This is a genomic window from Vibrio crassostreae 9ZC13, from assembly GCF_000272045.2.
GTDB classification, from domain to species: Bacteria; Pseudomonadota; Gammaproteobacteria; order Enterobacterales; family Vibrionaceae; genus Vibrio; species Vibrio crassostreae_C.
The window spans coordinates 136,044-157,976 of the sequence record NZ_AJYZ02000042.1; the positions used below are offsets into that span (position 1 = coordinate 136,044).

Consider the following 21,933-nt stretch of genomic DNA (forward strand, 5'->3'; position numbering starts at 1 on the left):
TTGTAGCTAAATTTCATCCATAAATCTCCTTTGGTATATACCAGTTTTGAGGTGAATATAAATTCACATTGCTACTTTGGTTAATAAGTGGTCAGAAATGAAGTTGGTTTGATAGGTCTTATGTTCTAAGGGGATGTGGGTAAGCGATCGCTTCAAGACTGTGCATTTGCTAGCCAGTTAGTCGAAAGATTCAATGAAAAGACGTGTTTAGTGTGATGCTCTAGTTACAAATTCAGGTATAATCGAACTCATTTTTATCAATAAAAGAACACTATGAATCAATATCTAGCGGTTACCTCAAACGGCCTTGAGAATTTATTAGTTGAAGAACTAACCCAACTAGGGATTACAAACGCAAAACCTGTTCAAGCAGGTGTTAAATTCAAAGCGACCAATGAGCAAATTTATCGTTGTTGTTTGTGGAGCCGTTTGGCTTCTCGATTTGTACGTGTCCTTTCTGAATTCACTTGTATGGACGACATGGATTTGTACCTATCAACCACTGCGGTTAACTGGGTAAATCAATTCCATAGCTCTAAGCGTTTTGTTGTTGACTTCAATGGTACGAACAACGAAATCCGTAATAGCCAATACGGTGCGATGAAAGTAAAAGATGCCGTTGTTGATTGCTTTGAGAAGAAGTCTTTACCTCGTCCTTCTATTAGCAAAGAGAACCCAGACATTCGTATCCACGTTCGTTTACACCGTGATAAAGCGATTCTTGGTGTTGATATGGTAGGTAGCGGTCTTCACCAACGTGGTTACCGTCCTGAATCAGGTCGAGCACCACTACGTGAAACTCTTGCTGCCGCGATTCTTCTTCGTAGTGGTTGGGACGCAACTAAGCCTTTCCTAGATCCAATGTGTGGTTCAGGTACGTTAGTGATTGAAGCGGCGATGATGGCTGCAAACATGGCTCCAGGTGTTAAACGTCAGAAGTGGTGTTTTGAATCACTAGAAGATTTCGAACCAGAGCTATGGGCTGAAGTGAAAGCTGAAGCGAACGTTCAAGGTCGTCGTGGTGTTAAGAAAGTGGAATGTAAGTTCTATGGCTACGACAATGATGAACGTATGATCAAAACTGCGCGTGACAATGCTCGTCGTGCCGGTGTTGAAGAGTTGATTGAATTCGAAGTAGGCGATGCTGCAAAGCTTAAGCGTCCTACAGAGTTTACTGATGGTGTGATTGTTTCTAACCCGCCTTACGGTGAACGTCTTGGTACCGAGCCGGGTCTTATTGCACTTTACACAGCATTCGGTGCACAGCTTAAAGCTGAATTTGGTGGCTGTAACGCATCTATCTTCTCTAGCTCAGACGAGCTACTAAGCTGCTTACGCATGCGTGCAGATAAACAGTTCAAGTTGAACAACGGTGCGTTACCGTGTCACCAAAAGAACTACTCAATTTCAGATCGTCCGATGTCAGAGCGTCCATCAGGCGAGCAAGAACAATTGATTGCACCTGATTTCGCGAACCGTCTTAAAAAGAACATCGGTAAAATTGGCAAGTGGGCTAAGAAAGAGCAATTAGATTGCTACCGTATCTATGACGCTGACCTACCAGAATACAATGTAGCGATTGATGTATACCCAGGTCACCTTGTGATTCAAGAATACGCAGCGCCTAAAGATGTACCGGAAGAGAAGGCAAAACGTCGCTTAACCGATATCATCCGTGCTTCTATTCAAGTAACAGGCGTAGAAGCAAACAACGTTGTGCTTAAAGTTCGTCAGAAACAGAAAGGCCGTTCTCAATACCAGAAATTGGCTCAAGACTCATCGAACTTAGAAGTGAACGAGTATGGCGTTAAGCTGATTGTTAATCTTCATGATTACCTAGATACCGGGTTGTTCCTAGATCATAAGATCACTCGTCGTCGTATCGGTGAGATGGCCGCAGGTAAGGATTTCCTAAACTTGTTTGCTTATACAGGAAGTGCATCTGTTCATGCTGCTGTGGGTGGTGCTCGTTCTACAACTACTGTTGATATGTCTAATACCTACCTAGAGTGGGCGAAAGAGAACATGGAGCTTAACGGTCGTGTTGGTCGTCAACATCAGTTTGTTCAAGCTGACTGTCTACAATGGCTAGCTAAAGAGCAGGGCTCTTACGATCTGATCTTTATCGATCCACCTACGTTCTCTAACTCAAAGCGTATGGATCAATCTTTCGATGTTCAACGTGATCACATTCAGCTGATGGAAAACCTTAAACGTCTTCTTCGTGAAGAAGGCACGATTGTGTTCTCTAACAACAAGCGTCACTTCAAAATGGACTTGGAAGCTTTAGATGAGTTAGGTCTTAAGGCTCAGAATATCTCAGCGAAGACACTTCCATTGGACTTCTCTCGCAATAAGCACATTCATAACTGCTGGTTGATTACACATAAGTAGTTAAGAGATCGTATAAGGATATATAGTGCTGACTCTCTACAGTACAGAAGGGTGCCATCTATGTGAGATGGCATTCCAACTCACGGAACAGTTAAACATTAGCCATCACGTCAACGTTGTTGACATTGCATTTGATGATGAGCTCTTTTCCCGTTACGGGGTCACTATTCCGGTGCTCAAATTTGAAAGCTCTGACCTTTCTCAAAGCTCAGAGCTTAACTGGCCATTTGGCTTGTTAGAACTTAATGATTGGTTAAAGAAGAATGGCATTACTTACAATTCATAATGGGCAATTAGCGTTTGGCGATCACCCGTTATTAGATCGTGCGGACTTCGCACTGCAAGAAAACGAACGTGTGTGTTTAGTAGGGCGCAATGGCGCTGGTAAGTCTACGTTGATGAAAATCCTGTCTGGAAACATCATCATGGACGACGGCAAGATGCAAATCACACAAGATGTGGTTGTGTCGCGCCTTGAGCAAGATCCACCGCGCAATGAGCAAGGTACCGTTTATGATTACGTTGCTGGTGGCCTAGCTGAAATCGGTGAACAGCTGAAGATCTATCATGATCTTCTGGATCTCATCGGTACTGACCCTAGTGAAAAGAACCTAAATCGTCTTACTCGTGTTCAAGAGCAATTGGATCATGCGAATGCATGGCGCTTTGAAGATCGCGTAAGCAACGTATTGGCGGCGCTTAAGCTAACTGCAGAAACCAAACTGACGGATTTGTCTGGTGGTTGGCAACGTAAAGCAGCACTTGCTCGTGCGCTTGTATGTGACCCTGACGTGCTTCTACTTGACGAACCGACTAACCACTTAGATGTTGCGACCATTGAATGGTTAGAGGGTTTCCTGAAAGACTTCCGCGGTTCAATCATCTTTATCTCGCATGACCGTGCGTTCATTAAATCGATGGCAACACGTATTGTCGATCTTGATCGCGGTAAATTGAGCTCTTTCCCGGGTGATTACGAAAACTATCTTGTTGAGAAAGAAGAAGCGCTTCGTGTAGAAGAAATGCAAAACGCTGAATTCGATAAGAAGCTTGCTCAAGAGGAAGTTTGGATTCGTCAGGGCATCAAAGCTCGTCGTACTCGTAACGAAGGCCGTGTTCGTGCGCTTAAGAAGCTACGTGAAGAACGTTTGAACCGTCGTGAAGTGCAGGGCAAAGCGATTATCCAAATCGACGATGGCCAGCGTTCAGGCAAGATTGTATTTGAAGCTGAGAATCTTAACTTTGGCTTTGAAGGCAAAGAGATTGTTAAGGACTTCAGCTTCAACATCATGCGTGGCGATCGTATCGCTCTGATTGGTCCTAACGGTTGTGGTAAGAGTACGGTACTTAAGCTGCTTCTTGACCAGCTTAAGCCTGATTCAGGTCGTTTGCATTGTGGTACTAAGCTTGAAGTCGCTTACTTTGACCAATACCGCGAAATTCTAGACCCTGAGAAGTCTGTAATTGATAACCTCGCGGATGGTAAGCAAGAAGTGACCGTAGGTGGCCGTGAGCGTCATGCTCTAAGCTACTTACAAGATTTCTTATTCTCTCCAAAACGTGCTCGCACTCCTGTTAAAGCACTATCTGGTGGTGAGAAAAACCGTCTGTTATTGGCGCGTATTTTCCTTAAGTCGAACAACTTGTTGATTCTCGATGAGCCAACCAACGATCTAGATATCGAAACTTTGGAACTTTTAGAAGATTTGCTTGCCAACTATCAGGGTACGCTGCTTTTAGTGAGTCACGATCGTCAGTTTGTTGATAACACAGTGATGACAAGTTGGATCTTTGAGGGTAATGGCGTTATTGAAGAATTTGTTGGTGGTTACCACGATGCTCAGCAGCAAAGAAAGCAAGCATTAGAGTACCGACAGGTTGAAAAGCCATCAAAGCCTGAGAAAGTAGTTGAGGAAACTCCCAAAACTGCGCCAGTTAAGGCTAAACCTAAGAAGTTATCGTATAAGCTACAACGAGAACTAGAAGCGCTACCAATGCGTTTGGAAGAATTGGAAACTCAAATTGAAACTCTTCAGGAAGAAGTCAACGATCCAAGCTTCTTTTCAAAATCTGTAGAGCAGACACAACCAGTATTAGATAAGCTATCTGCAGCAGAGCAGGAGCTTGAAGTTGCTTTTGAGCGCTGGGAAGAGCTCGAGGCACTACAACAGGAAAGTTAAGAAGTAATAATGACTTGTACTAAATTCAAATTAACAACTGTTGCAGCCCTAGTTTTGGCTGCAACTAATGCCAACGCTGCGCTTTACAAGGTAGTTGAAGTAACGCCTTCAATTACTGGTGCGTCAGAGATATTTGGTGTCGCGATTCAGCCTGGTGTTGCAAAGGATGCTGGTGGTGTAGTACTTGCGAAAGGGTGTTTTGCGTCAAATGCGGAAAATTGTGGTGACAGCTCATTTAAACTCGCCGGCGAAACACGCGATACTGTTGAAGCTGTTAGCTATCGTGAAGAAGTACCATTCGCGATGGACGCTCCGTTTCAATATATTCAAGAGTTTGATGATTTTGAAAACTACTGCTATCGAGAGCTAAGATATTCTACATGTGAAAGCTGGGCTCAAAATCGTTGGAATGATACTTGGAATAAGGAAAGAAACGACCTTACTCATGTCAATGCGAAAGCCTTTGTTGAAGGTGGCGAAACCTTTGATAGCCGCAATACGGTAATTAACTCGCTTTATATAAACGATGCCGATGAAGTTGAGCCTTTGGGGGTTAAATCTGAAGGTGGTATTCGTAATAACGCGATGTTCACAACTACACCAAATGGGCCAACAGGCACTTCGGAAACTCGTGCATGGCACGCTATCAAAGCAAGTAACGACAAAGTTTACAATGTAGGTAGTGTATCTACGGAAGGAGCTAAAACGGATACGTCAGATACAACGTTTAGTTCAAAGGCGGCTATTTGGGATGGCACAATAACGAAAGAGATCGACTGGATTAGATCTGGTAACGCTCAACAGGGCGATTATTTTGCCCAAGGCAGCATGCGTTCAATTGTTGAATCGGACTCTCTTTTTTATGGTGTAGGCTATAATACTGCTGATGGAAACGGCGATCTACAAGATATGAATGCAAGTGTCTTTGTGAGTACTTCACTCGATCTCGCTACGGCAACGTGGACAACTACACAAATTAGCGGTGCAGAGGTTAAGTCTGGTTCATCTAACGATGATGCTAGATACAGTAACTCAGTAGCAACCGATATTAACGACAACTTGTTTGCAGTTGGATATTCAAAACGTAACGGTTATGTTCCTGAAAATGGTAGTGCCGGTAATAAGCCTTTTATTGTAACGGATGCTAAAAACCCAACAGCAACGTATTTGTCTGGCGGTATCTTCTTCAGTGGCTCAAGCGGTGAAGCTAAAGCGGTAAATAACTACAATGAATTTGTAGGCCAAATTGATGCGGAAACGACTCGTGAAGTTGATGGTAGTGAGCGTAGACACCGTGGTTTTATTTACCCTTATGCTGTTGAGGCTCCAAATAATGTGAGAGTTGACGCAGTATTTAACAATCAGGCTTGGTGGCTAGATGATCTGACCAATGGTGCAAATGCTGATGGTCAAGACTACTCTGATGCTAATAATTATTTCCGAATTATTGATGCAACAGATATTAATGATGCAGGTGTTATCTCTGGTACTGCTATAAAATGTACCGTGGGTGGCAAGGCACAAGCGTATGATACAACATCACACAACTCTTACTGTGGTGGCGCTTCATCTAACGCGGTAGAAGAGGTTGTAGCCGTTAAACTGGTTCCAATTGCTGGTGCAACTAAAGATGATATTCAAACTCGTAGCGCAGATACCGAGAAAGTAGATCGCCAAGGTGGTAGCCTAGGTTGGTTAACTTTGACTGTGCTTGGTCTATTAGGGTTCCGCAGAAAATTTAAATAATTTTATCTCCTGAGCCCGAGTTCACAATTCTGAACTCGGGCTTTTTTTCGCCTTGAGAAAAGTGAAAATTTGACCGATTCTTAAAGTTGGAGTCACAAAAACTCCGTAAAGTTGTAATCATTGTATGTTAGTAAATGGAACACCCGTATGAGGACTGCACTATGAAGAGACAAAAGCGTGATCGACTAGAGCGAGCACAATCTCAAGGTTACAAGGCTGGTTTAAATGGACGGTCGCAAGAAGCTTGCCCATATAGCCAAATGGATTCTCGCTCTTATTGGTTAGGTGGATGGCGTGACGCCAAAGATGATAAGCAATCAGGTCTCTATAAGTAGATAGGGCGTAAAGAATTCAAGGTCAGGGCTCCATTGTCTGTTGATTACAACGGCTGGAGCCTTGTTAGTTTCAGAACAATACAAAGACTCCCAGAGCTATGTAGCATTCTAGTTTCGCTATCATAAGCGTATCGCTGGTGGATTTATCCTGTTTCAAGCTTAATACGGGATATTTTAATGCACTATAACTAAGTTTATTGGAACGAAAATAAAGCAGCCATGGGCTGCTTTACTAAAAATCTAACTATTAGATTAGAATGCTGACGTATCTTGGAAAAGGCCAACTTTCAAATCTTTAGCAACGTAGATCTCTTTACCATCAACAAGTACGCGACCATCCGCAAGGCCCATAACTAGACGACGGTTAACAACACGCTTCATGTGGATCTCGTAAGTTACTTTTTTCGCTGTAGGCAGAATTTGACCAGTGAATTTCACTTCGCCAACCCCTAGAGCACGACCTTTACCTTCGCCGCCAACCCAACCAAGGTAGAAACCAACCAGCTGCCACATTGCGTCAAGGCCTAGACAACCAGGCATTACAGGGTCACCTGGGAAGTGACAATCGAAGAACCATAGGTCAGGAGTAATATCCAGCTCAGCAAGAACTAAACCTTTACCGTAATCACCTTCAGTTTCAGACATCTTAGTGATGCGATCCATCATTAGCATGTTCGGTGCTGGTAGTTGAGGGCCTTGTGGCCATAGTTCGCCTTGGCTTGATGCTAGAAGCTCTTCGCGAGTGTAAGAATCACGTTTGTTTTGCATTATCAATTACTCCGATTTTTGATAGGTGCATATTAGTGAACAGGTGTACGCTAAACAAGTCCGATCAGTACTAGACAAACCAGTTTTTAATGCGTCCAACGATTCCAATAGGGTGCTCATGTCTTTCAAAGTTTTCAATACGTTCCGCGATTTTACTCAGAACGCTTTCTTGTTCATCGTCTCTAAATGGCTTGTTTATAATGAGAGGAATTGCTTCGTCTACATTAGACACAGACCAAATATGGAATTCTTCATTCTTAATGCTTTCAATAAGGTCAGGCTTTAGTGCGAGGTGCCTTAAATTCGATCTTGGAAGGATCACACCTTGTTCGCCAGTTAAGCCGTTGTGCTTACACACATGGTAGAAGCCTTCGATTTTCTCGTTTAGCCCGCCAACAGCTTGCACACGTCCAAATTGGTCAACTGCACCTGTAACCGCAATTTGTTGATTGATAGGGTATTCAGACAAAGCACTCACCAAAGAGCAAAGCTCTGCAAGAGAAGCACTATCGCCATCTACTTCGCAATACGATTGCTCAAATACCACAGAAGCGGCATAAGGTAGCGGATCTTCAAGGTTGAGTGCGCTGCTCACAAATGCTTGCATGATCATCATACCTTTTGCATGAAGATTACCACCAAGTTCGGCTTTGCGCTCAACATCGGCAATATCACCATCACCAAAGTGAATAACACAGGAAATTCGTGCAGGTTCACCATACGATATCGGGTGTCCCGGTACATCGATGACCGTCAATCCATTAACTTGACCAACTTGTTCACCTTCAGTTTCGATAATGACTTGGCCATCACGAATATCATCAAGGGCGCGTTCTGGTAGATAAGATTCACGGTTGTATTTGTGCTGTTGAGCTTGCTGGATATGGTGAATATCAATCTCACCATTGTCGGCTTCAATCAAAGCTTCGTTCAATAACGCGTTGTGCCAAATAGGGCACAGTGGGATATAGCTTTGATCTTCGGTTTCTCTTGCTCCGGCAGTAAGAATGCCAGTCAACGCTTGTTGCGTGATGTTTGGTAATTCATAGCGTTGTTGAAGCCACTTAAGGTAACCAAGATATTGAGTCAGAGTGTCTTCTGAGAGCTTAATGTCCTGTTCAATTTCGCTGAATAGGCAAAAACCGGTTTGAATATCGCTGTCTAGGTAATCAAGGTCACCTAGTTGAGCTCTGTCTCCAACTACAATTAACTTAATATTGTAAGTAAGAGGTAAGGTTGGCGACTGATTCAAGTGTTCAGGGTTACTGCTGATAGGCTCTACAGCTTCACCAAGCAGCGCAGATTTAAGCAGTAACCAGCTTCCTGGGTTTGCCAAGATCAGGTTTGCTGAAACGATCAGATAACCGTTGTTTGCTCTAGCCAGTAGGCCAGGTTTTGTCGCAATAACCTTACCGTCTTTCGATTGAACTTGGTCAAATAGAGAGGCAGCATTTAAAGACTCAGTTTTGATAACCGGCAGAGTGTGATCATCTAAAGCAGTGACTAGAGATTCAACAATCATTTGACGATAGATCGAATTGTCTGGAGCGTTTACAAGTAAAACACGCGAAAGGTTAGACAAACGGACAAAGCGGGTTAACGCATCTTTGAATCTATGTTGAATATCTGAAAACGGGAAAGGCGAGATGTCAGGGAATTGCTCTAATTGAGCGCTATATTCGTCGTACTGAGGCGTAACATGTCGCCAATCTACTTGAGTCATTTAAGTTTCTGATTATGATAATGAGGTAGGGAGTATATAGAAAAACCGATCTCGCTTGTAGCTCTATGTTGTAGTTACTAATCACTAAGCTAATATAAGTATGATCTTGGTCTATTCTTTCAAGATCATAATTGTTAAATAGCCTATTTTGGGTTACGCTGTCACTAGGATTAACTCTCGAGATTAGACATGAAATATCAGCAACTTGAAAACTTGGAATGTGGTTGGAAATGGAACTATCTGGTCAAAAAATGGAAAGAAGGCGAGTCGATCACCTGCCACATAGATTCAAGTGAAGCTGACGTTGCTGTTAAAGCCTTATTGAAGCTGGAACACCAGCCTACGGGTGTTCTTGAGTGGATCTCTAACAACATGTCTCCTGAGCTCGATAACAAGCTTAAACAAGCGATCAGAGCTAAGCGAAAACGCCACTTCAATGCTGAACAAGTTCATACAAAGAAGAAATCAATCGACCTTGATTACCGTGTATGGGAAAAGCTATCTCAACGTGCGAACGAGCTAGGTTGTACGCTCTCAGATGCCATCGAGTATTTGGTTAGCGAAGCGTCTCGTAGTGAGCAGGCCAGCAAGACGGTGACTAGCCTCAAAGAAGACTTAAGCAAGCTCCTTTCTGACGATAAATAACCATCAACAGTAGTGGTGACATTATGATGTACGTAATCTTAATCGGTGCGGTATTAGTTTTTTGGTTAGTAGCAGTCGATCGACCGGTATTGAAAATTAAATTTAGCGACGGGGCGATCGAACAAGTTAAAGGGCATCTTCCACCGAGCTTTAAGCACAACCTTCAAGAGATTGGTCATAACAATACCTTTAAAGGCGAGCTAAAAGTGTATGCAAAACGTTCTGGTTACAATCTCAAGTTCACTAAAGATGTTCCTAAAAACGTACAGCAACGTATTCGTAACGTGTTCCCGCATAATGGTTTTAAGTCTAAAGGCTCAAAGAAAGCGTAATCGTTGAGAGTTACGCGTTAGCTGGTCAATCCTCATACTAAGTTAATCCTTCATTTCTCTTAAATCTCCGCATACTGTTCTCACCCTCAACAAAGAGAGAGCAGTATGAGATATCTAGTATTACTATTATGTTTTTTATCCCCAGTCGCTTTTCCCGACGATGCATTGGTTAATCCTGTAGCTAAAAAGATAAAAGTCACCGTCATGAAAGGGCTCAACAAGAGTAATGTTGATTTCGAGGGTTATTGCGATCTGATGATTGAGATGAAGCACTCTAAAGGTTATGCAAGAATCAAAAAGGTGAGAACGTCTGGAGATAGTAAAGTTTGCAAGCAGGCGAAAAAACACCTACCGACGAAGAAAAGGTTCAAATACAGCTTTCCAGAAAAGTATATCCGGCTACATATCACACACTAGCCACTCTCAACGCACTATAACTAAATATCCTTAATTTTATTGAAACAATTTCGTGAACCAATCTCTAATTTCTATTAATATTAGTTTTGTTATAAAGGCAGGATATGCCGATACAAGAGCATTTACGGCAAAGGAAAGTCACGGTTGTTGTTAGCAAATAAAAGTTATACCCCTGAAGTAGTTGAGATCTCAAGGAAGGTCTCAATCAATGTTGAAGCTCGCTTTAATCGATGGTTAATCTCACCTGAATATAAGCTCGCACAATCTACAGTAGACACGTTACTAAGTTTGGAAAATAGGTATTGTGATAGTGTCATATTTGATGAATCTGACCGCATATCTCACAATCAACGTATTTTATTGCGCTGCGAGCAGGATAGAGTCAATGCTCGTCGTGAAAAAGTCGACGCGAAGCAACAAACCTTACGATACGTTATCGATGATGTCAGCAATGCCGCTTCTGCGCTAATGCTTGAGAAGCTTCAAGGTACCTTAATAAGTTCGTTGTTTTCAGACTTACCCGATTACAATCAGTTCGCTAGTGTTGCGTATTCGCCATCTTTAAACTTTTCCAAACTCCATGAAATATCCGCGAAAAGTAGGCCATTGAGCTCAAGTTTAATCGAGTTTGTTTCCAATCAAGAGTTTGCAGATAAATATGGAAAGAAATCTAAGGTAATTCTCGATCCAAAAGTTGCAGCACGACAAATAGGAATAGAAAATTGTCGTTTATTGTTCCCATTGTTAATGAGTCAACAGCTGATTAAGTGGAATGATGGCAACATTAAACACATCACACCTAAGGTTTGGCAACACTTGGTCGTGACGTCAAATGCGACTCGAATTCGACTTCAAGAAACGTCGGTTAAAGATCCTAACGTAGGCATTTTACTTGGTGTGTTGAGAGTTCTGCCTTTGTTTTTAATTTGTAACCACTTTTCTTCAACGTTTGAAGACGCATTGGTAAAAACGATGCTTGGTTATCGTGAAGCAAGTGACAAGCATGACGAATATTATGCTTGTACTGAGGTGATGCCAAACACACAGTTTCTTGAATCAATGGTCGAGCAGCTAGAGCTTAAGCTACTAAAAAACCTCGTTGAATTTATAGATTGGAGCCCTGGAAATCAGTTCATCAAGAGGGCACTTCTAGAGGAAGTGAATGACATTCCAGTACTTGAGCGAACGGTTTATGGTGCAGCTTTGGCTCAAGGTAGAAAATATTCTGTTTTCGAGGCGTTAGATAATAGTGAACTATTTAACGTTAAGCACCGACCTTATTGGTTTTCAACTGTTCAAATGTCTATCGCGACGATTGAGCAGATGCAAGATAAAGGATTGGGAAAGCTTACGGTGAACATGTAATAAAAAGAGAGAGTCTCATTAATGTCGCTCTCTTTTTTGTTGCGCTGTAACTTTATGTGAATGTCTTGTTTTGGCGCTAAACAGTAGGATTACACTCTACTTAACTGACCACTTCGAAGGTAAACGACTCTTGCTTTGCTATTGCGTGTTTAACAGGGATACCAAGGCGCTGGCAAGTCATCAGAACTTTCAATTTCCTGTCGGCAGGAGCGTGCTCTGACAGAATCACCGAGCTTAGGCACTCTCTATTAAGGTAGAGTTTATTTCCGATCATCTCGTCATCAGGTAATACCCAGCGGTATTCCTTTTCATAACGCCAATTAGAATGCTTAATTTTGAATATCTCAGCTCCCAGTCTTGATGTTTGTAAACCTCTTAGCGATGTCGGGCGGAACATATTCGGTTCGTCTTCATACTGGACTTCAAAACAGTTGAGATTGGCCTCGCCGTTATAGCAGTTGAGATCATACTCGATACACATGCCTTTAAAGTTGTCACCATACTGCGACCATAGTATTGGGTGGTCGTTCGACTGAGAGAAACACATGATCTTAAAGTTTTGTTGAAGCTCTTTGTTGAATGCGTGGTTAGATTCAAAAGGGTTATTAAAAGTTTTAGCGTAATCAAACCACAACGAACACTCGGAAATAGATTGTATGTTTCTGTCGTGGAGCGATCTGAACTTATAAAGTTTAGGCAACATATCAAACACCTAGTTTACAAAATTGCCTGATGTTAACACTTTAATTTATTTTTAAGGATTGAATGCATAGCATTTGATTGCTTAATCACCAAATTTATTCGTATAACTGTTTGATAGATAAAAATTTAAACACGAAATAGTAGCCTGTTAAAGTGGTTTATTTTGCGTTAGGGCAAAGCTTTCAAGTTGTAACTTTTTACAGAAGATACAACGTAACTTTATTTATGGTTGAATTGTCTTGTCAAAGTAGAGGTCGAGTAGGGAAATAGGTGATTAAAATTAAAGCCGAGCTTTAAAAGGACGGCTTTAGTAGTATTGAGCCTACGAGTGAATCAAGTTTAGAAGTGGTACCTTGCACCTAGGTAAGCGGTTTGAGGTGACACATCGATGGATTCAATTTCAACGTTTGCATAGCGGTAACCAATATGGATATCGATGTTGTCTGTTACCATCGCACCAAGCTCAGCACCAACTTGGTAGGCTGCTTCAGACTTAGAGTCTGATACTCCAAAAGCTTTCGCTTCCATATCCATAGAGCCAACACCGGCTAATAAAGATACATACAGATCTAATACGTCACCTTCAACAATAAACTTTGGTTTAATGTTTACGAAGAAAGCATGGCCTTCAATATCCATTAAGTCGTTATAGCTAACTTTTCCGATTTTTCGGTACTCGGCTTCTAGCCCCAGTTTGACGACATCATGTGTATTGAATTCGTAGCCTCCAACCAAGTTATAGCTAAAGTCTGATAGATCAGATGAATCTTCAATGGCGCTGCCACGATATTCTAATTCAGTTTCATTATAAAAGCCGATATCAACACCAGCATAAAAATGACCATGCTCTCTAGGTGAGTTTTCGTTTTCACTAGCAAGCGCCTGCGAGCTGATGCCAAAAAAAGCGGTGAATAGCGATAGGGCGATTGTACTGATTTTCATGTAAAGCCTTCTAAGATAATAAGTTATTCTGTTCCAGAATATGTTAACAAACAAAAGATACTCTAACTAATTGAGAACTAGCCTAAAGATCTGATTTTAAAGACTTGTTGGTAATAGAAGTGTCATTATCGCAGTTATGAGACAAGTTAATATAGTCCAGACAGAGGTTAATAGAATTTATGTTGCACTGTAACTTACGATTAGCCAAGTCGTTTATAGAAGTTCGTTTTGGATGGCAACGCAGTTTGGTAACAATGACCGTTGGGCATCAGAAAATTCAAAGTTAGTGGTTTGAAAAACGAGTACGGATGTTACTGATGACGTTGATAGTTGATTCAATTTGGTGAAGAACAAGCCAACATAGGTAAACAAGACTAGATGATTCGGGAGTTCGCTTGGTCTTTTGGGACCGTTAAATCTAGCGAACAAGAGTAACCAAGTCTTTTCAGTTTATTGGTAGTACGGACAATAGACCGAGAGTTAGTGGAAGCGTTAATCATCTAGGTTCTTTTGGTAAGCAAAATCAGGGTAATAGCTTTTAACACTCAACCAGCAGAGACTCTGGACTAACTTTGGAGAGGCATCCGTAATTAGAAGTCTTAATTAAGTTTGAGCAGACATGTGATAAAGCCATCACGATTTAATCCAATTAACGCGGAGTCAAAGCCAGCCAGTAATTAAATAGATACATTCATGCGGTGCTGTACGTAAAATTACAACAGGCCCTGAAACCTCTCAGATTTCAACCTCCTTTTTGGTGCGTATTATGTATATTATGTTAAATGGGTTTTGATGTTTATAAGGCAGGTATCTTTGTGCGATGCCCTGCCTCTTGTTTATCTACCAAATCGATGTTCTATTTAACAGTAAGGCTATTTACCATAAAATACCTAATAAACATATTTCCTAATCTTCGATTAAGAATACGTTTATTAGACTTCAAGCATTAATCGATCAATTGCTTCTGTGATCTCTTTAGTTCTTACTGGCTTGGTCACGAAATCATTCATGCCGACATCTAAGCACGAACATTTGTCTTCTACTGATGTGTGTGCTGTTAGCGCAACGATTGGTGTTTTGATGTTTGCGTCTCTCATGTATTTGGTTGTGGTTAATCCATCCATGACCGGCATCGACACATCCATTAAGATAATGTCTATTGATTCGTTGCCTCTTTCAATAAAGCCAATCGCTTCTTCACCATTACTTGCGATGAAAACCTCGTGGCCTTGTCTTGTAAGGATTAACTTTATCACCATTTGATTCGTTGGATTGTCTTCGACAACTAACACTGAATAACGGCTTCTTAACTCTCGTGAAGATTCGTCTTCTTTGTTAGCCAGATTATTCGTAACTCTAGTAAGCACTGGCAACTGTACTTCGAATTTGGAGCCTTTTCCAGGCTCACTCTTTACCGATATGCGCCCGCGCATCAGTTCAACCAGTCTTTTAGTGATGGCCAAGCCTAAACCTGTGCCACCAAATCTACGTGTGATTGTGCTATCAGCTTGCACAAATGGACTGAACAGCGACGAAAGTTGTTGCGAGCTAATGCCAATCCCTGTGTCTTCCACCGTTATATAGAAAGAGCTCTGCTGGTACTTTATAGAAACATGGACATGCCCACGCTCAGTGAACTTAATCGCGTTACCGATCAAATTAAATAGGATCTGTGCCAAGCGACTTGGGTCGATGTAATGAAGTTCACCTTCAGGGATATCGCTAGTTACTGTTAGCGGCAAACCTTTATCGTCTGCTGTCTTCTTTTGTTCAGATAATACAAAAGTTACAGTGTCTCTTACGTTGCTCCATTGAGGAGCCAACGAGAAACACCCAGATTCAATCTTAGAAAAATCCAATACGTCACTGATAATTGCCAGCAATAGCTCAGATGATGTGCTCATATTAAGCAGTATAGACTGTTGTTCTTCGTTCAATGATGTGGATTTTAGGGTGTCTATTAGGCCAATTATGGCATTTAGCGGTGTTCTTAATTCATGACTCATCATCGCGAGGAATTCAGACTTGGCCTTGTTGGCTCTTTCTGCGTCTTTTCTTGCTGTGACAAGCTCTGCGGTACGTTCTCGAACGGTTGCTTCAAGCTTTTCTTTGTTCTCAATATCGAAAACAGCACGCTCTATCAACGGTCGAAAACGGTTTAGTGTGGCCTTAGTTTCAATACTAAAGTGCTTGGTATTCGAGTGGATAAAGATGATGACGGATTGTGTTAGTCCGCTATCGATACCAGTAATTAGAACAGAGTTGATTTGATCGAGGATAATGGGATGTAAGGAATTGAATTCACCCAGAGACTTGGGTTCAAAAAGGATGGCGCATTCTCCATTGATCACTCGAGATAACTTGCCACAATCACTCCAATTCATCTGTTCGAAGACTTTGTTATTGCTTAGCAGGGTTTTGAAACTGCCTTCGTTCCCTACCCTTGATACCACGATAAAGTCATCAAACTTAATGTATTTTTTGAGCACGAACTCGAGACTGGAGAATATCTTATATATGTTACTTGCCTTACTGATCGCAGAGATGGTTGATAAGATCACCCTGTTCTCTTCAGCCAGCTTTCGCTCACGGGCTTTTAGTTTTTGCAGTTCAATACGTGCTTCTTGCAGCGCTTCTTGACCTTCAGAACCCATTACTTTTTCAACCTATAAAACGTTGCAGACGATACCATTAAATTCCCGTGTGCATTCTCGCCACCAGAGAGCCTGCCTTGTTCACCAAACGTAAATGGACATATGTATGGGAGCCCATTAAGTGCTTGATTTATTTGGTCACAAACCTCATCCATATCTTGTTTAAGGTTCAACATTGGGCCTGCACAAAAGATATTGATCGCCCCTAGTTTCTCTTCAAGATCCATGTCGTTGTAGTATGAGGAGTGAATGATATTCGCGGCGCGGCTAATCAACTGCTGCTTAGACCCTTGCATCAGGTAGATGGTGTCGCCTTCACTGATGTCTGTGAACAGCTCAATCCCATTACACTCCGTCTCTCTGATCGAATGAGACAATTTGAAATATGGGTAATCGTAAGAAGAGCCGACTTTCCTGCCTAATGGGTAGACTGACGACTTTTCGAATATGTAGCCATCATCACTGCCATCTAAGTGGAAATTAGTCCATTCGTTGTAAACGGTGACGGCTGGCCTGTGGTCTATCTCCAACAAAATTCGGTTTCTTACTTTGGTCACGGTGCCTGAATACCGCGTAGGCGTATGACCCGCGCTGAAAGAGGAATAGATGGACTGAGACGCAAACACTACCGTTAAAGACACACCATTTATAGACAGCGACTCTTCGGTGAAGATACTCCAATTTCCGGAAACCTGGTTGTCTGCAGCACTGCCACCAATAATTGGCACTTCAGTACCAAATTTCTTATCGATAGCCGCCATCACCTTTTCTTCGTTACCCGGTGTGGAATGCAGCAAGATAAGATCAGGAATTTCACCTTCTCGGTTGGCGTTCTTGAGTGCTTTGTCTATCGCGCTGAAGGTACTGCGGTCTATGGAGTCGCTGAAATGTTCGATTCCCGTACCATAGGCGTTGATCCCCGAGTCATGAATAATGAGGACGCCAATGACTGGACCAGAATGAAAACCAGTTTCGGTCATAATGCCGTGACAAGTAGTACAGCCATGTATGGGAGTGTTCGGGAGAGCATCTACGAAATATCTCTGCACAGCGAGTGTCGAATACTCTTCTGTGCAGTAGCAAATAAGACAAGCAATATCGTCAGGGTTTTCCACCCCGCTGAGCAACTCATCTACTGCGATTTTATCGTCTAGGGAGTAAGAGACTTTTGATAGAAATTTCATAGATTCTGGGTAACTTTATTAATGCTCTCTTTATAACACTTTAATGCATTGTGTTTCACTGATTTGGTACATGTTTCTATCAAAAGAACCGAGGTGTGCCCCAGTTTCTCTCAGTTACTCCTTAGAAAGGTTTACAGAAAACGTGCTCACCTGTTGTGGAAATGTAACCGTTATTGAGGAGGTCTTATCACTAGTTTGTAACAGCCAATTTGATGGTCCTTTTTCTTCCAGAATTCCGCTTTCATTATAGCTAATGATAAATTTGCCAGTTTTAGATGTTTCGATCGAATACCCTAGGTTATTGCTTGAAACTGAAATATTATGATTATCAATACCAAATTTACAAGGTTTTGAAACTATACAGTTTACTGTTTCGTTATTATCGTATGTTACTGTTCTCCAAGTAAATGCAGCTATTAAAACAACCAACATGACGATAATTTGAACAAGCCTGCCTTTTGTTAGCTTTTGTGCCGCCATTATAATCTTTACTCCTTGTTACAAAGTTCAAAGTTTTTAAATAAAAATCCAATTCCAGACCAAGCGTAAGGTTACTACTCTGTCATTGATTTGTTAATTCAAGTATAGTGTCGCGTTGAAAATGCCACTTTTTTTTAAAATCAGCAAGTGGAAATAAAGCCCTGAATAGGCTGAATTTCCTTTTCTAATTTGGGTGGCATTACGACGTGAGTCGTGTTGGAAGTAAAGTGTAGTAAATAAGAAATTGGAAGCATGCAAATGAGCCAAGAAAAGCAGCTTGAACAAAACTACAACTATACGGTCGTCCGTCAATTTACCCTAGTTACAATTTTGTGGGGTATTGTCGGTATGGGCGTTGGTGTTTTGATTGCCGCTCAATTAGTTTGGCCACAGCTAAACTTTGATACGCCGTGGTTGACGTACAGTCGTTTACGTCCCCTGCATACTAATGCGGTTATTTTTGCGTTCGGTACAAGTGCGCTGTTTGCAACATCATATTATGTTGTACAACGTACCTGTCAGACGCGTCTCTTTGGTGGCCCTCTCGTAGCCTTTACCTTTTGGGGTTGGCAAGCGATTATCCTGTCCGCTGCAATTACTTTACCGTTAGGTTTAACCTCTGGTAAAGAATACGCAGAACTTGAATGGCCAATCGATATTGCTATTACTCTTGTGTGGGTAGCTTATGCGGTCGTGTTCTTCGGAACCATGATTAAACGTAAGACATCGCACATTTACGTAGCAAACTGGTTCTTCGGAGCCTTCATTATCACGGTTGCCGTGTTGCACATCGTTAACAGCCTAGCTGTTCCTGTCTCTGCGTTTAAATCGTACTCGATTTATTCCGGAGCGATCGATGCAATGGTGCAATGGTGGTACGGACACAATGCGGTAGGCTTCCTATTGACAGCTGGTTTCCTAGGCATGATGTACTACTTCGTTCCTAAACAAGCTGGTCGCCCTGTTTACTCTTACCGTTTGTCGATTGTTCACTTCTGGGCTCTCGTGTCTCTGTATATCTGGGCTGGTCCTCACCACCTACACTACACTGCACTTCCTGACTGGACTCAATCTCTAGGTATGGTTATGTCTTTGGTTCTGTTTGCTCCATCTTGGGGTGGCATGATCAACGGTATTATGACTCTATCTGGTGCGTGGCATAAGCTTCGCTACGACCCAATCCTACGTTTCCTAATCGTTTCTCTATCATTCTACGGCATGTCGACTTTCGAAGGCCCAATGATGGCAATCAAAACGGTTAACGCACTATCTCACTACACGGACTGGACTATCGGTCACGTTCACTCTGGTGCGTTAGGTTGGGTTGCAATGGTTTCTATCGGTTCGGTTTACCACTTAGTTCCTAAACTATTTGGTCAAGAGCGTATGTACTCTGTATCCCTAATCAATGTTCACTTCTGGTTAGCAACGATTGGTACGGTTTTCTACATTGTAGCAATGTGGATCTCTGGCGTGATGCAAGGTCTGATGTGGCGTGCAGTTAACTCTGACGGTACATTAACTTACAGCTTCGTTGAATCTGTAGAAGCGTCTTACCCGTTCTACTTTGTACGTTTCTTAGGTGGTTTCATCTTCCTATCTGGTATGTTCTTAATGGCATACAACACGTACAAAACTGTTTCTGCACCTAAAGATAGCCTTAAAGCTATCCCTCAACCGGCTTAAGGAGATTTAGAATGAGCTCAAATTCAAATAATCGCCATGAGTTGGTAGAGAAGAATGTTGGCCTACTAGCGATTCTTATCGTTATTGCTATCAGTTTTGGTGCTTTAGTAGAAATTACCCCACTTATTTTCCAAAAGCAGACTACTGAACCTGTAGAAAATCTACGTGTTTACTCTGCTCTGGAAATGGAAGGTCGTGATATCTACATTCGCGAAGGTTGTAACGTATGTCACAGCCAAATGATTCGTCCTTTCCGCTCTGAAACTGAACGTTACGGTCACTACTCTGTAGCTGGCGAAAGCGTTTGGGAACACCCATTCCTATGGGGTTCTAAGCGTACTGGTCCTGATTTAGCGCGTGTTGGTGATCGTTACTCTGATGAGTGGCACCGCGTTCACCTTATCGACCCTCGCGAACTTGTTCCTGAATCAAACATGCCTGGTTTCCCATGGCTTGCTGAGAATGTACTTGATGGCAAATTGACTAAACAGAAGCTTGAAATCTTCCGTAATCAATTTGGTGTTCCTTACACAGACGAACAAATTGCTAACGCTAAACAAGATGTTGAAGGAAAAACAGAGATGGATGCAATCATCGCTTACCTTCAATCGCTTGGCCACGCAATGAAATAAGGAATAATTATGGACATTATTACATTTCAAAGTGTTTGGACTGTTACTGTTTTTGCTTGTTTCATCGGCATCGTTTGGTGGGCTTTCGGTAAAAATCGTAAGTCGCGCTTCGACGAAGATGCAAACCTAGTGTTCGCTGATGAAGCACCTGCGAAAGATAAAAATCAAGGAGTGACGAAGTAATGAGTACATTCTGGAGTATTTGGGTAACAGTAATCACAATCGGTACATTGATTGGCTGTGCAGCCTTACTTCGTTGGTGTTCCAACGATAAAACAGGTGTAGAAGAAGGTCAGGATATGGGCCATGAATACGATGGTATTCGTGAGCTTAATAACCCGCTACCTAAATGGTGGACATACCTTTTCGTTAGCACAATTGTGTTTGCAGCTGTTTATCTAGCTCTATACCCAGGCCTTGGCAACTTTAAAGGTCTACTAGGTTGGACGAGTTCAAACCAAACAGTTCGTAGCGTAGAAGAGTCTCGCTCTGCAATCGCTGCTGCGCAAGCAAACAAACAGTTAGACGCATACGCGAAAGAGCTTGATGATGCAGACACCTACTTTGGTGAAGCATTCAGAAAGCTAGCTCACGACGAAAATGGTCTACGTTCCGTCCCTGACATTGCATCAGATGCTGATGCAATCAAAGTGGGCCAACGTTTGTTCCTACAAAACTGTTCTCAGTGTCACGGCTCTGATGCACGTGGTCAGAAAGGTTTCCCGAACCTAACTGATGACGCATGGTTATATGGTGGTGAACCACAAGCTATCGTTACTACCATCATGCATGGTCGTGTCGGTCAAATGCCAGGTTGGAAAGACGCTCTTGGCGAAGAAGGCGTAAAAGAAGTAGTTAGCTACACGCTTAGCCTTTCAGGTCGTAGCGTAAACGCACGTGAAGCAGAAGCTGGTAAAGCGCGCTTTGTAGTGTGTGCAGCGTGTCACGGTACTGATGGTAAGGGTAACCCTGCTGTTGGCGCCCCTGACCTGACTGACCGCGACTGGCTATTCGGCGATTCTCGCGCTGATGTGACGGAAACAGTCATGTACGGACGTTCTGGTGTAATGCCGGCTTGGAAGGACATCCTCGGTGAGGATAAGGTTCAGCTCGTCTCTGCCTACGTCTGGAGCCTCAGCAACTCAGATAAAGAGTAACATAATAATAACAGCCCCTTCTTAAGGGGCTGTCTTTCTTTTACAGTTATAACCTTAAGTGTTTGTAAAAATTAGTTTTATTTCATTGTATATATTGAGAATAATAATATGGAACAACCTTGGTATAAGCAGTTTTGGCCGTGGTTTTTGATCTTCCTAACCGTTGGCGTTTCTATGCTGACATTGGTTCGAGTCGCGATACTTACCAACCATTCAGTTAACGTTGTCACTGAAGATTACTATAAAAAAGGTAAAGGTATTAATGTCGACATTTCGAAAGTAAATGTTGCTAAAGAGCTTGGCCTGTCAGCTTCAGTTAGCGAGAAAGGTAACTCAGTTATCATTACCCTAGACAAAGGCAAGCTAGACCACTTCCCTGCTATTAGCGCAATGTTCGTGCACCGAACGCTGCCTGACCGTGATTTTACTCAGCTACTGACCGCTGATGCGAGAGGCAACTACACGTTGACTCTGGACCATGAAATGCAAGGTCCATGGTTTATTGAGCTTTCTCCGCATGATTCTGAATGGTTAGTGCAAGGTCGCATGAACTTCCCTATTGATACTCCTACTCAACTAACGAACTAAAGC

The 21,933-nt window shown here is 42.3% G+C and carries 21 protein-coding genes; 14 read left to right on the forward strand and 7 right to left on the reverse strand.

Going from position 1 to position 21,933, the window contains the following annotated elements:
* Positions 1-273: 273 nt before the first annotated feature.
* From rlmKL to rmf, 5 genes are all read left to right on the forward strand, one after another.
* Complete coding sequence (gene rlmKL, locus A136_RS19225) at positions 274-2,394, forward strand: bifunctional 23S rRNA (guanine(2069)-N(7))-methyltransferase RlmK/23S rRNA (guanine(2445)-N(2))-methyltransferase RlmL (RefSeq protein WP_017059679.1); 2,121 nt, start codon at positions 274-276, stop codon at positions 2,392-2,394.
* A 25-nt stretch (positions 2,395-2,419) separates the two neighbouring features.
* Positions 2,420-2,680 carry a glutaredoxin family protein gene (locus tag A136_RS19230; RefSeq protein WP_019823251.1) on the forward strand — a complete coding sequence of 87 codons (261 nt, stop codon included), beginning with the start codon at positions 2,420-2,422 and terminating at the stop codon, positions 2,678-2,680.
* Entirely contained in the window at positions 2,658-4,574 is a 1,917-nt protein-coding gene (locus tag A136_RS19235) for an ABC transporter ATP-binding protein (protein WP_017063849.1), read from the forward strand. Before A136_RS19230 ends, A136_RS19235 begins: the two co-directional genes overlap by 23 nt.
* Positions 4,575-4,583: 9 nt before the next feature.
* Positions 4,584-6,320, forward strand: a complete 1,737-nt coding sequence (locus A136_RS19240; protein ID WP_017063850.1) for a DUF3466 family protein — start codon at positions 4,584-4,586, stop codon at positions 6,318-6,320.
* Between the two features lie 161 nt (positions 6,321-6,481).
* Positions 6,482-6,655: a ribosome modulation factor gene (rmf, locus tag A136_RS19245; protein WP_017059676.1), complete on the forward strand. Its 174-nt coding sequence runs from the start codon at positions 6,482-6,484 to the stop codon at positions 6,653-6,655.
* A gap of 252 nt (positions 6,656-6,907) precedes the next feature.
* Here the strand turns inward: rmf and fabA are convergent, their stop codons facing one another.
* Together fabA and A136_RS19255 are read right to left on the reverse strand one after the other, a co-directional pair.
* Positions 6,908-7,423 (reverse strand): bifunctional 3-hydroxydecanoyl-ACP dehydratase/trans-2-decenoyl-ACP isomerase, encoded by a 516-nt coding sequence (fabA, locus tag A136_RS19250; protein ID WP_017059675.1) that lies wholly within the window; start codon positions 7,421-7,423, stop codon positions 6,908-6,910.
* Positions 7,424-7,493: 70 nt separating this feature from the next.
* A complete protein-coding gene (locus A136_RS19255; RefSeq protein ID WP_017063851.1) occupies positions 7,494-9,146 on the reverse strand; it encodes an AAA family ATPase in 1,653 nt (550 codons plus the stop codon).
* A gap of 189 nt (positions 9,147-9,335) precedes the next feature.
* Between A136_RS19255 and matP the strand changes: the two genes are divergently transcribed.
* The 4 genes from matP (at position 9,336) to A136_RS19275 (ending at position 11,905) form a co-directional block, all read left to right on the forward strand.
* Positions 9,336-9,791, forward strand: coding sequence for a macrodomain Ter protein MatP (matP, locus tag A136_RS19260; protein WP_017059673.1), 456 nt, complete (start codon positions 9,336-9,338; stop codon positions 9,789-9,791).
* 23 nt (positions 9,792-9,814) lie between these two features.
* Positions 9,815-10,123: a DUF3634 family protein gene (locus A136_RS19265; protein WP_017059672.1), complete on the forward strand. Its 309-nt coding sequence runs from the start codon at positions 9,815-9,817 to the stop codon at positions 10,121-10,123.
* Between the two features lie 105 nt (positions 10,124-10,228).
* Entirely contained in the window at positions 10,229-10,540 is a 312-nt protein-coding gene (locus tag A136_RS23065; RefSeq protein WP_017059671.1) for a hypothetical protein, read from the forward strand.
* A gap of 144 nt (positions 10,541-10,684) precedes the next feature.
* Complete coding sequence (locus A136_RS19275) at positions 10,685-11,905, forward strand: hypothetical protein (protein ID WP_017063852.1); 1,221 nt, start codon at positions 10,685-10,687, stop codon at positions 11,903-11,905.
* Positions 11,906-12,005: 100 nt separating this feature from the next.
* Here the strand turns inward: A136_RS19275 and A136_RS19280 are convergent, their stop codons facing one another.
* The 5 genes from A136_RS19280 to A136_RS19300 form a co-directional block, all read right to left on the reverse strand.
* A complete protein-coding gene (locus A136_RS19280; RefSeq protein ID WP_017063853.1) occupies positions 12,006-12,608 on the reverse strand; it encodes a DUF2971 domain-containing protein in 603 nt (200 codons plus the stop codon).
* A 338-nt stretch (positions 12,609-12,946) separates the two neighbouring features.
* A complete protein-coding gene (locus A136_RS19285) occupies positions 12,947-13,549 on the reverse strand; it encodes a porin family protein (protein ID WP_017059668.1) in 603 nt (200 codons plus the stop codon).
* A gap of 932 nt (positions 13,550-14,481) precedes the next feature.
* A complete protein-coding gene (locus A136_RS19290) occupies positions 14,482-16,203 on the reverse strand; it encodes an ATP-binding protein (protein WP_017063854.1) in 1,722 nt (573 codons plus the stop codon).
* A complete protein-coding gene (locus tag A136_RS19295) occupies positions 16,203-17,387 on the reverse strand; it encodes an FIST signal transduction protein (RefSeq protein ID WP_017063855.1) in 1,185 nt (394 codons plus the stop codon). Before A136_RS19295 ends, A136_RS19290 begins: the two co-directional genes overlap by 1 nt.
* 114 nt (positions 17,388-17,501) lie before the next feature.
* Entirely contained in the window at positions 17,502-17,867 is a 366-nt protein-coding gene (locus tag A136_RS19300; RefSeq protein WP_017063856.1) for a hypothetical protein, read from the reverse strand.
* A 252-nt stretch (positions 17,868-18,119) separates the two neighbouring features.
* Between A136_RS19300 and ccoN the strand changes: the two genes are divergently transcribed.
* The 5 genes from ccoN (at position 18,120) to A136_RS19325 (ending at position 21,930) form a co-directional block, all read left to right on the forward strand.
* Positions 18,120-19,553 carry a cytochrome-c oxidase, cbb3-type subunit I gene (ccoN, locus tag A136_RS19305; RefSeq protein ID WP_009846707.1) on the forward strand — a complete coding sequence of 478 codons (1,434 nt, stop codon included), beginning with the start codon at positions 18,120-18,122 and terminating at the stop codon, positions 19,551-19,553.
* 11 nt (positions 19,554-19,564) lie between these two features.
* Positions 19,565-20,185 carry a cytochrome-c oxidase, cbb3-type subunit II gene (gene ccoO, locus A136_RS19310; RefSeq protein WP_017059643.1) on the forward strand — a complete coding sequence of 207 codons (621 nt, stop codon included), beginning with the start codon at positions 19,565-19,567 and terminating at the stop codon, positions 20,183-20,185.
* 9 nt (positions 20,186-20,194) lie between these two features.
* Positions 20,195-20,368: a CcoQ/FixQ family Cbb3-type cytochrome c oxidase assembly chaperone gene (locus tag A136_RS19315; protein WP_004733679.1), complete on the forward strand. Its 174-nt coding sequence runs from the start codon at positions 20,195-20,197 to the stop codon at positions 20,366-20,368.
* Positions 20,368-21,342 (forward strand): cytochrome-c oxidase, cbb3-type subunit III, encoded by a 975-nt coding sequence (gene ccoP / locus A136_RS19320; RefSeq protein ID WP_017063857.1) that lies wholly within the window; start codon positions 20,368-20,370, stop codon positions 21,340-21,342. Before A136_RS19315 ends, ccoP begins: the two co-directional genes overlap by 1 nt.
* A 108-nt stretch (positions 21,343-21,450) precedes the next feature.
* On the forward strand, positions 21,451-21,930 hold the full coding sequence (locus A136_RS19325) for a FixH family protein (protein ID WP_017059641.1): 480 nt from the start codon (positions 21,451-21,453) through the stop codon (positions 21,928-21,930).
* Positions 21,931-21,933 lie beyond the last annotated feature (3 nt).

Bases quoted from the DNA above. Each gene is read 5' to 3' on its own strand.
- A136_RS19300 (WP_017063856.1), bottom strand. From the start codon at position 17,867: ATGGCGGCACAAAAGCTAACAAAAGGCAGGCTTGTTCAAATTATCGTC.
- matP (WP_017059673.1), top strand. From the start codon at position 9,336: ATGAAATATCAGCAACTTGAAAACTTGGAATGTGGTTGGAAATGGAAC.
- A136_RS19240 (WP_017063850.1), top strand. From the start codon at position 4,584: ATGACTTGTACTAAATTCAAATTAACAACTGTTGCAGCCCTAGTTTTG.
- A136_RS19285 (WP_017059668.1), bottom strand. From the start codon at position 13,549: ATGAAAATCAGTACAATCGCCCTATCGCTATTCACCGCTTTTTTTGGC.
- A136_RS19325 (WP_017059641.1), top strand. From the start codon at position 21,451: ATGGAACAACCTTGGTATAAGCAGTTTTGGCCGTGGTTTTTGATCTTC.
- A136_RS19315 (WP_004733679.1), top strand. From the start codon at position 20,195: ATGGACATTATTACATTTCAAAGTGTTTGGACTGTTACTGTTTTTGCT.
- rlmKL (WP_017059679.1), top strand. From the start codon at position 274: ATGAATCAATATCTAGCGGTTACCTCAAACGGCCTTGAGAATTTATTA.
- fabA (WP_017059675.1), bottom strand. From the start codon at position 7,423: ATGCAAAACAAACGTGATTCTTACACTCGCGAAGAGCTTCTAGCATCA.
- ccoO (WP_017059643.1), top strand. From the start codon at position 19,565: ATGAGCTCAAATTCAAATAATCGCCATGAGTTGGTAGAGAAGAATGTT.
- ccoP (WP_017063857.1), top strand. From the start codon at position 20,368: ATGAGTACATTCTGGAGTATTTGGGTAACAGTAATCACAATCGGTACA.
- A136_RS19235 (WP_017063849.1), top strand. From the start codon at position 2,658: ATGGCATTACTTACAATTCATAATGGGCAATTAGCGTTTGGCGATCAC.
- rmf (WP_017059676.1), top strand. From the start codon at position 6,482: ATGAAGAGACAAAAGCGTGATCGACTAGAGCGAGCACAATCTCAAGGT.
- A136_RS19295 (WP_017063855.1), bottom strand. From the start codon at position 17,387: ATGAAATTTCTATCAAAAGTCTCTTACTCCCTAGACGATAAAATCGCA.
- ccoN (WP_009846707.1), top strand. From the start codon at position 18,120: ATGCAAATGAGCCAAGAAAAGCAGCTTGAACAAAACTACAACTATACG.
- A136_RS23065 (WP_017059671.1), top strand. From the start codon at position 10,229: ATGAGATATCTAGTATTACTATTATGTTTTTTATCCCCAGTCGCTTTT.
- A136_RS19280 (WP_017063853.1), bottom strand. From the start codon at position 12,608: ATGTTGCCTAAACTTTATAAGTTCAGATCGCTCCACGACAGAAACATA.
- A136_RS19290 (WP_017063854.1), bottom strand. From the start codon at position 16,203: ATGGGTTCTGAAGGTCAAGAAGCGCTGCAAGAAGCACGTATTGAACTG.
- A136_RS19265 (WP_017059672.1), top strand. From the start codon at position 9,815: ATGATGTACGTAATCTTAATCGGTGCGGTATTAGTTTTTTGGTTAGTA.
- A136_RS19255 (WP_017063851.1), bottom strand. From the start codon at position 9,146: ATGACTCAAGTAGATTGGCGACATGTTACGCCTCAGTACGACGAATAT.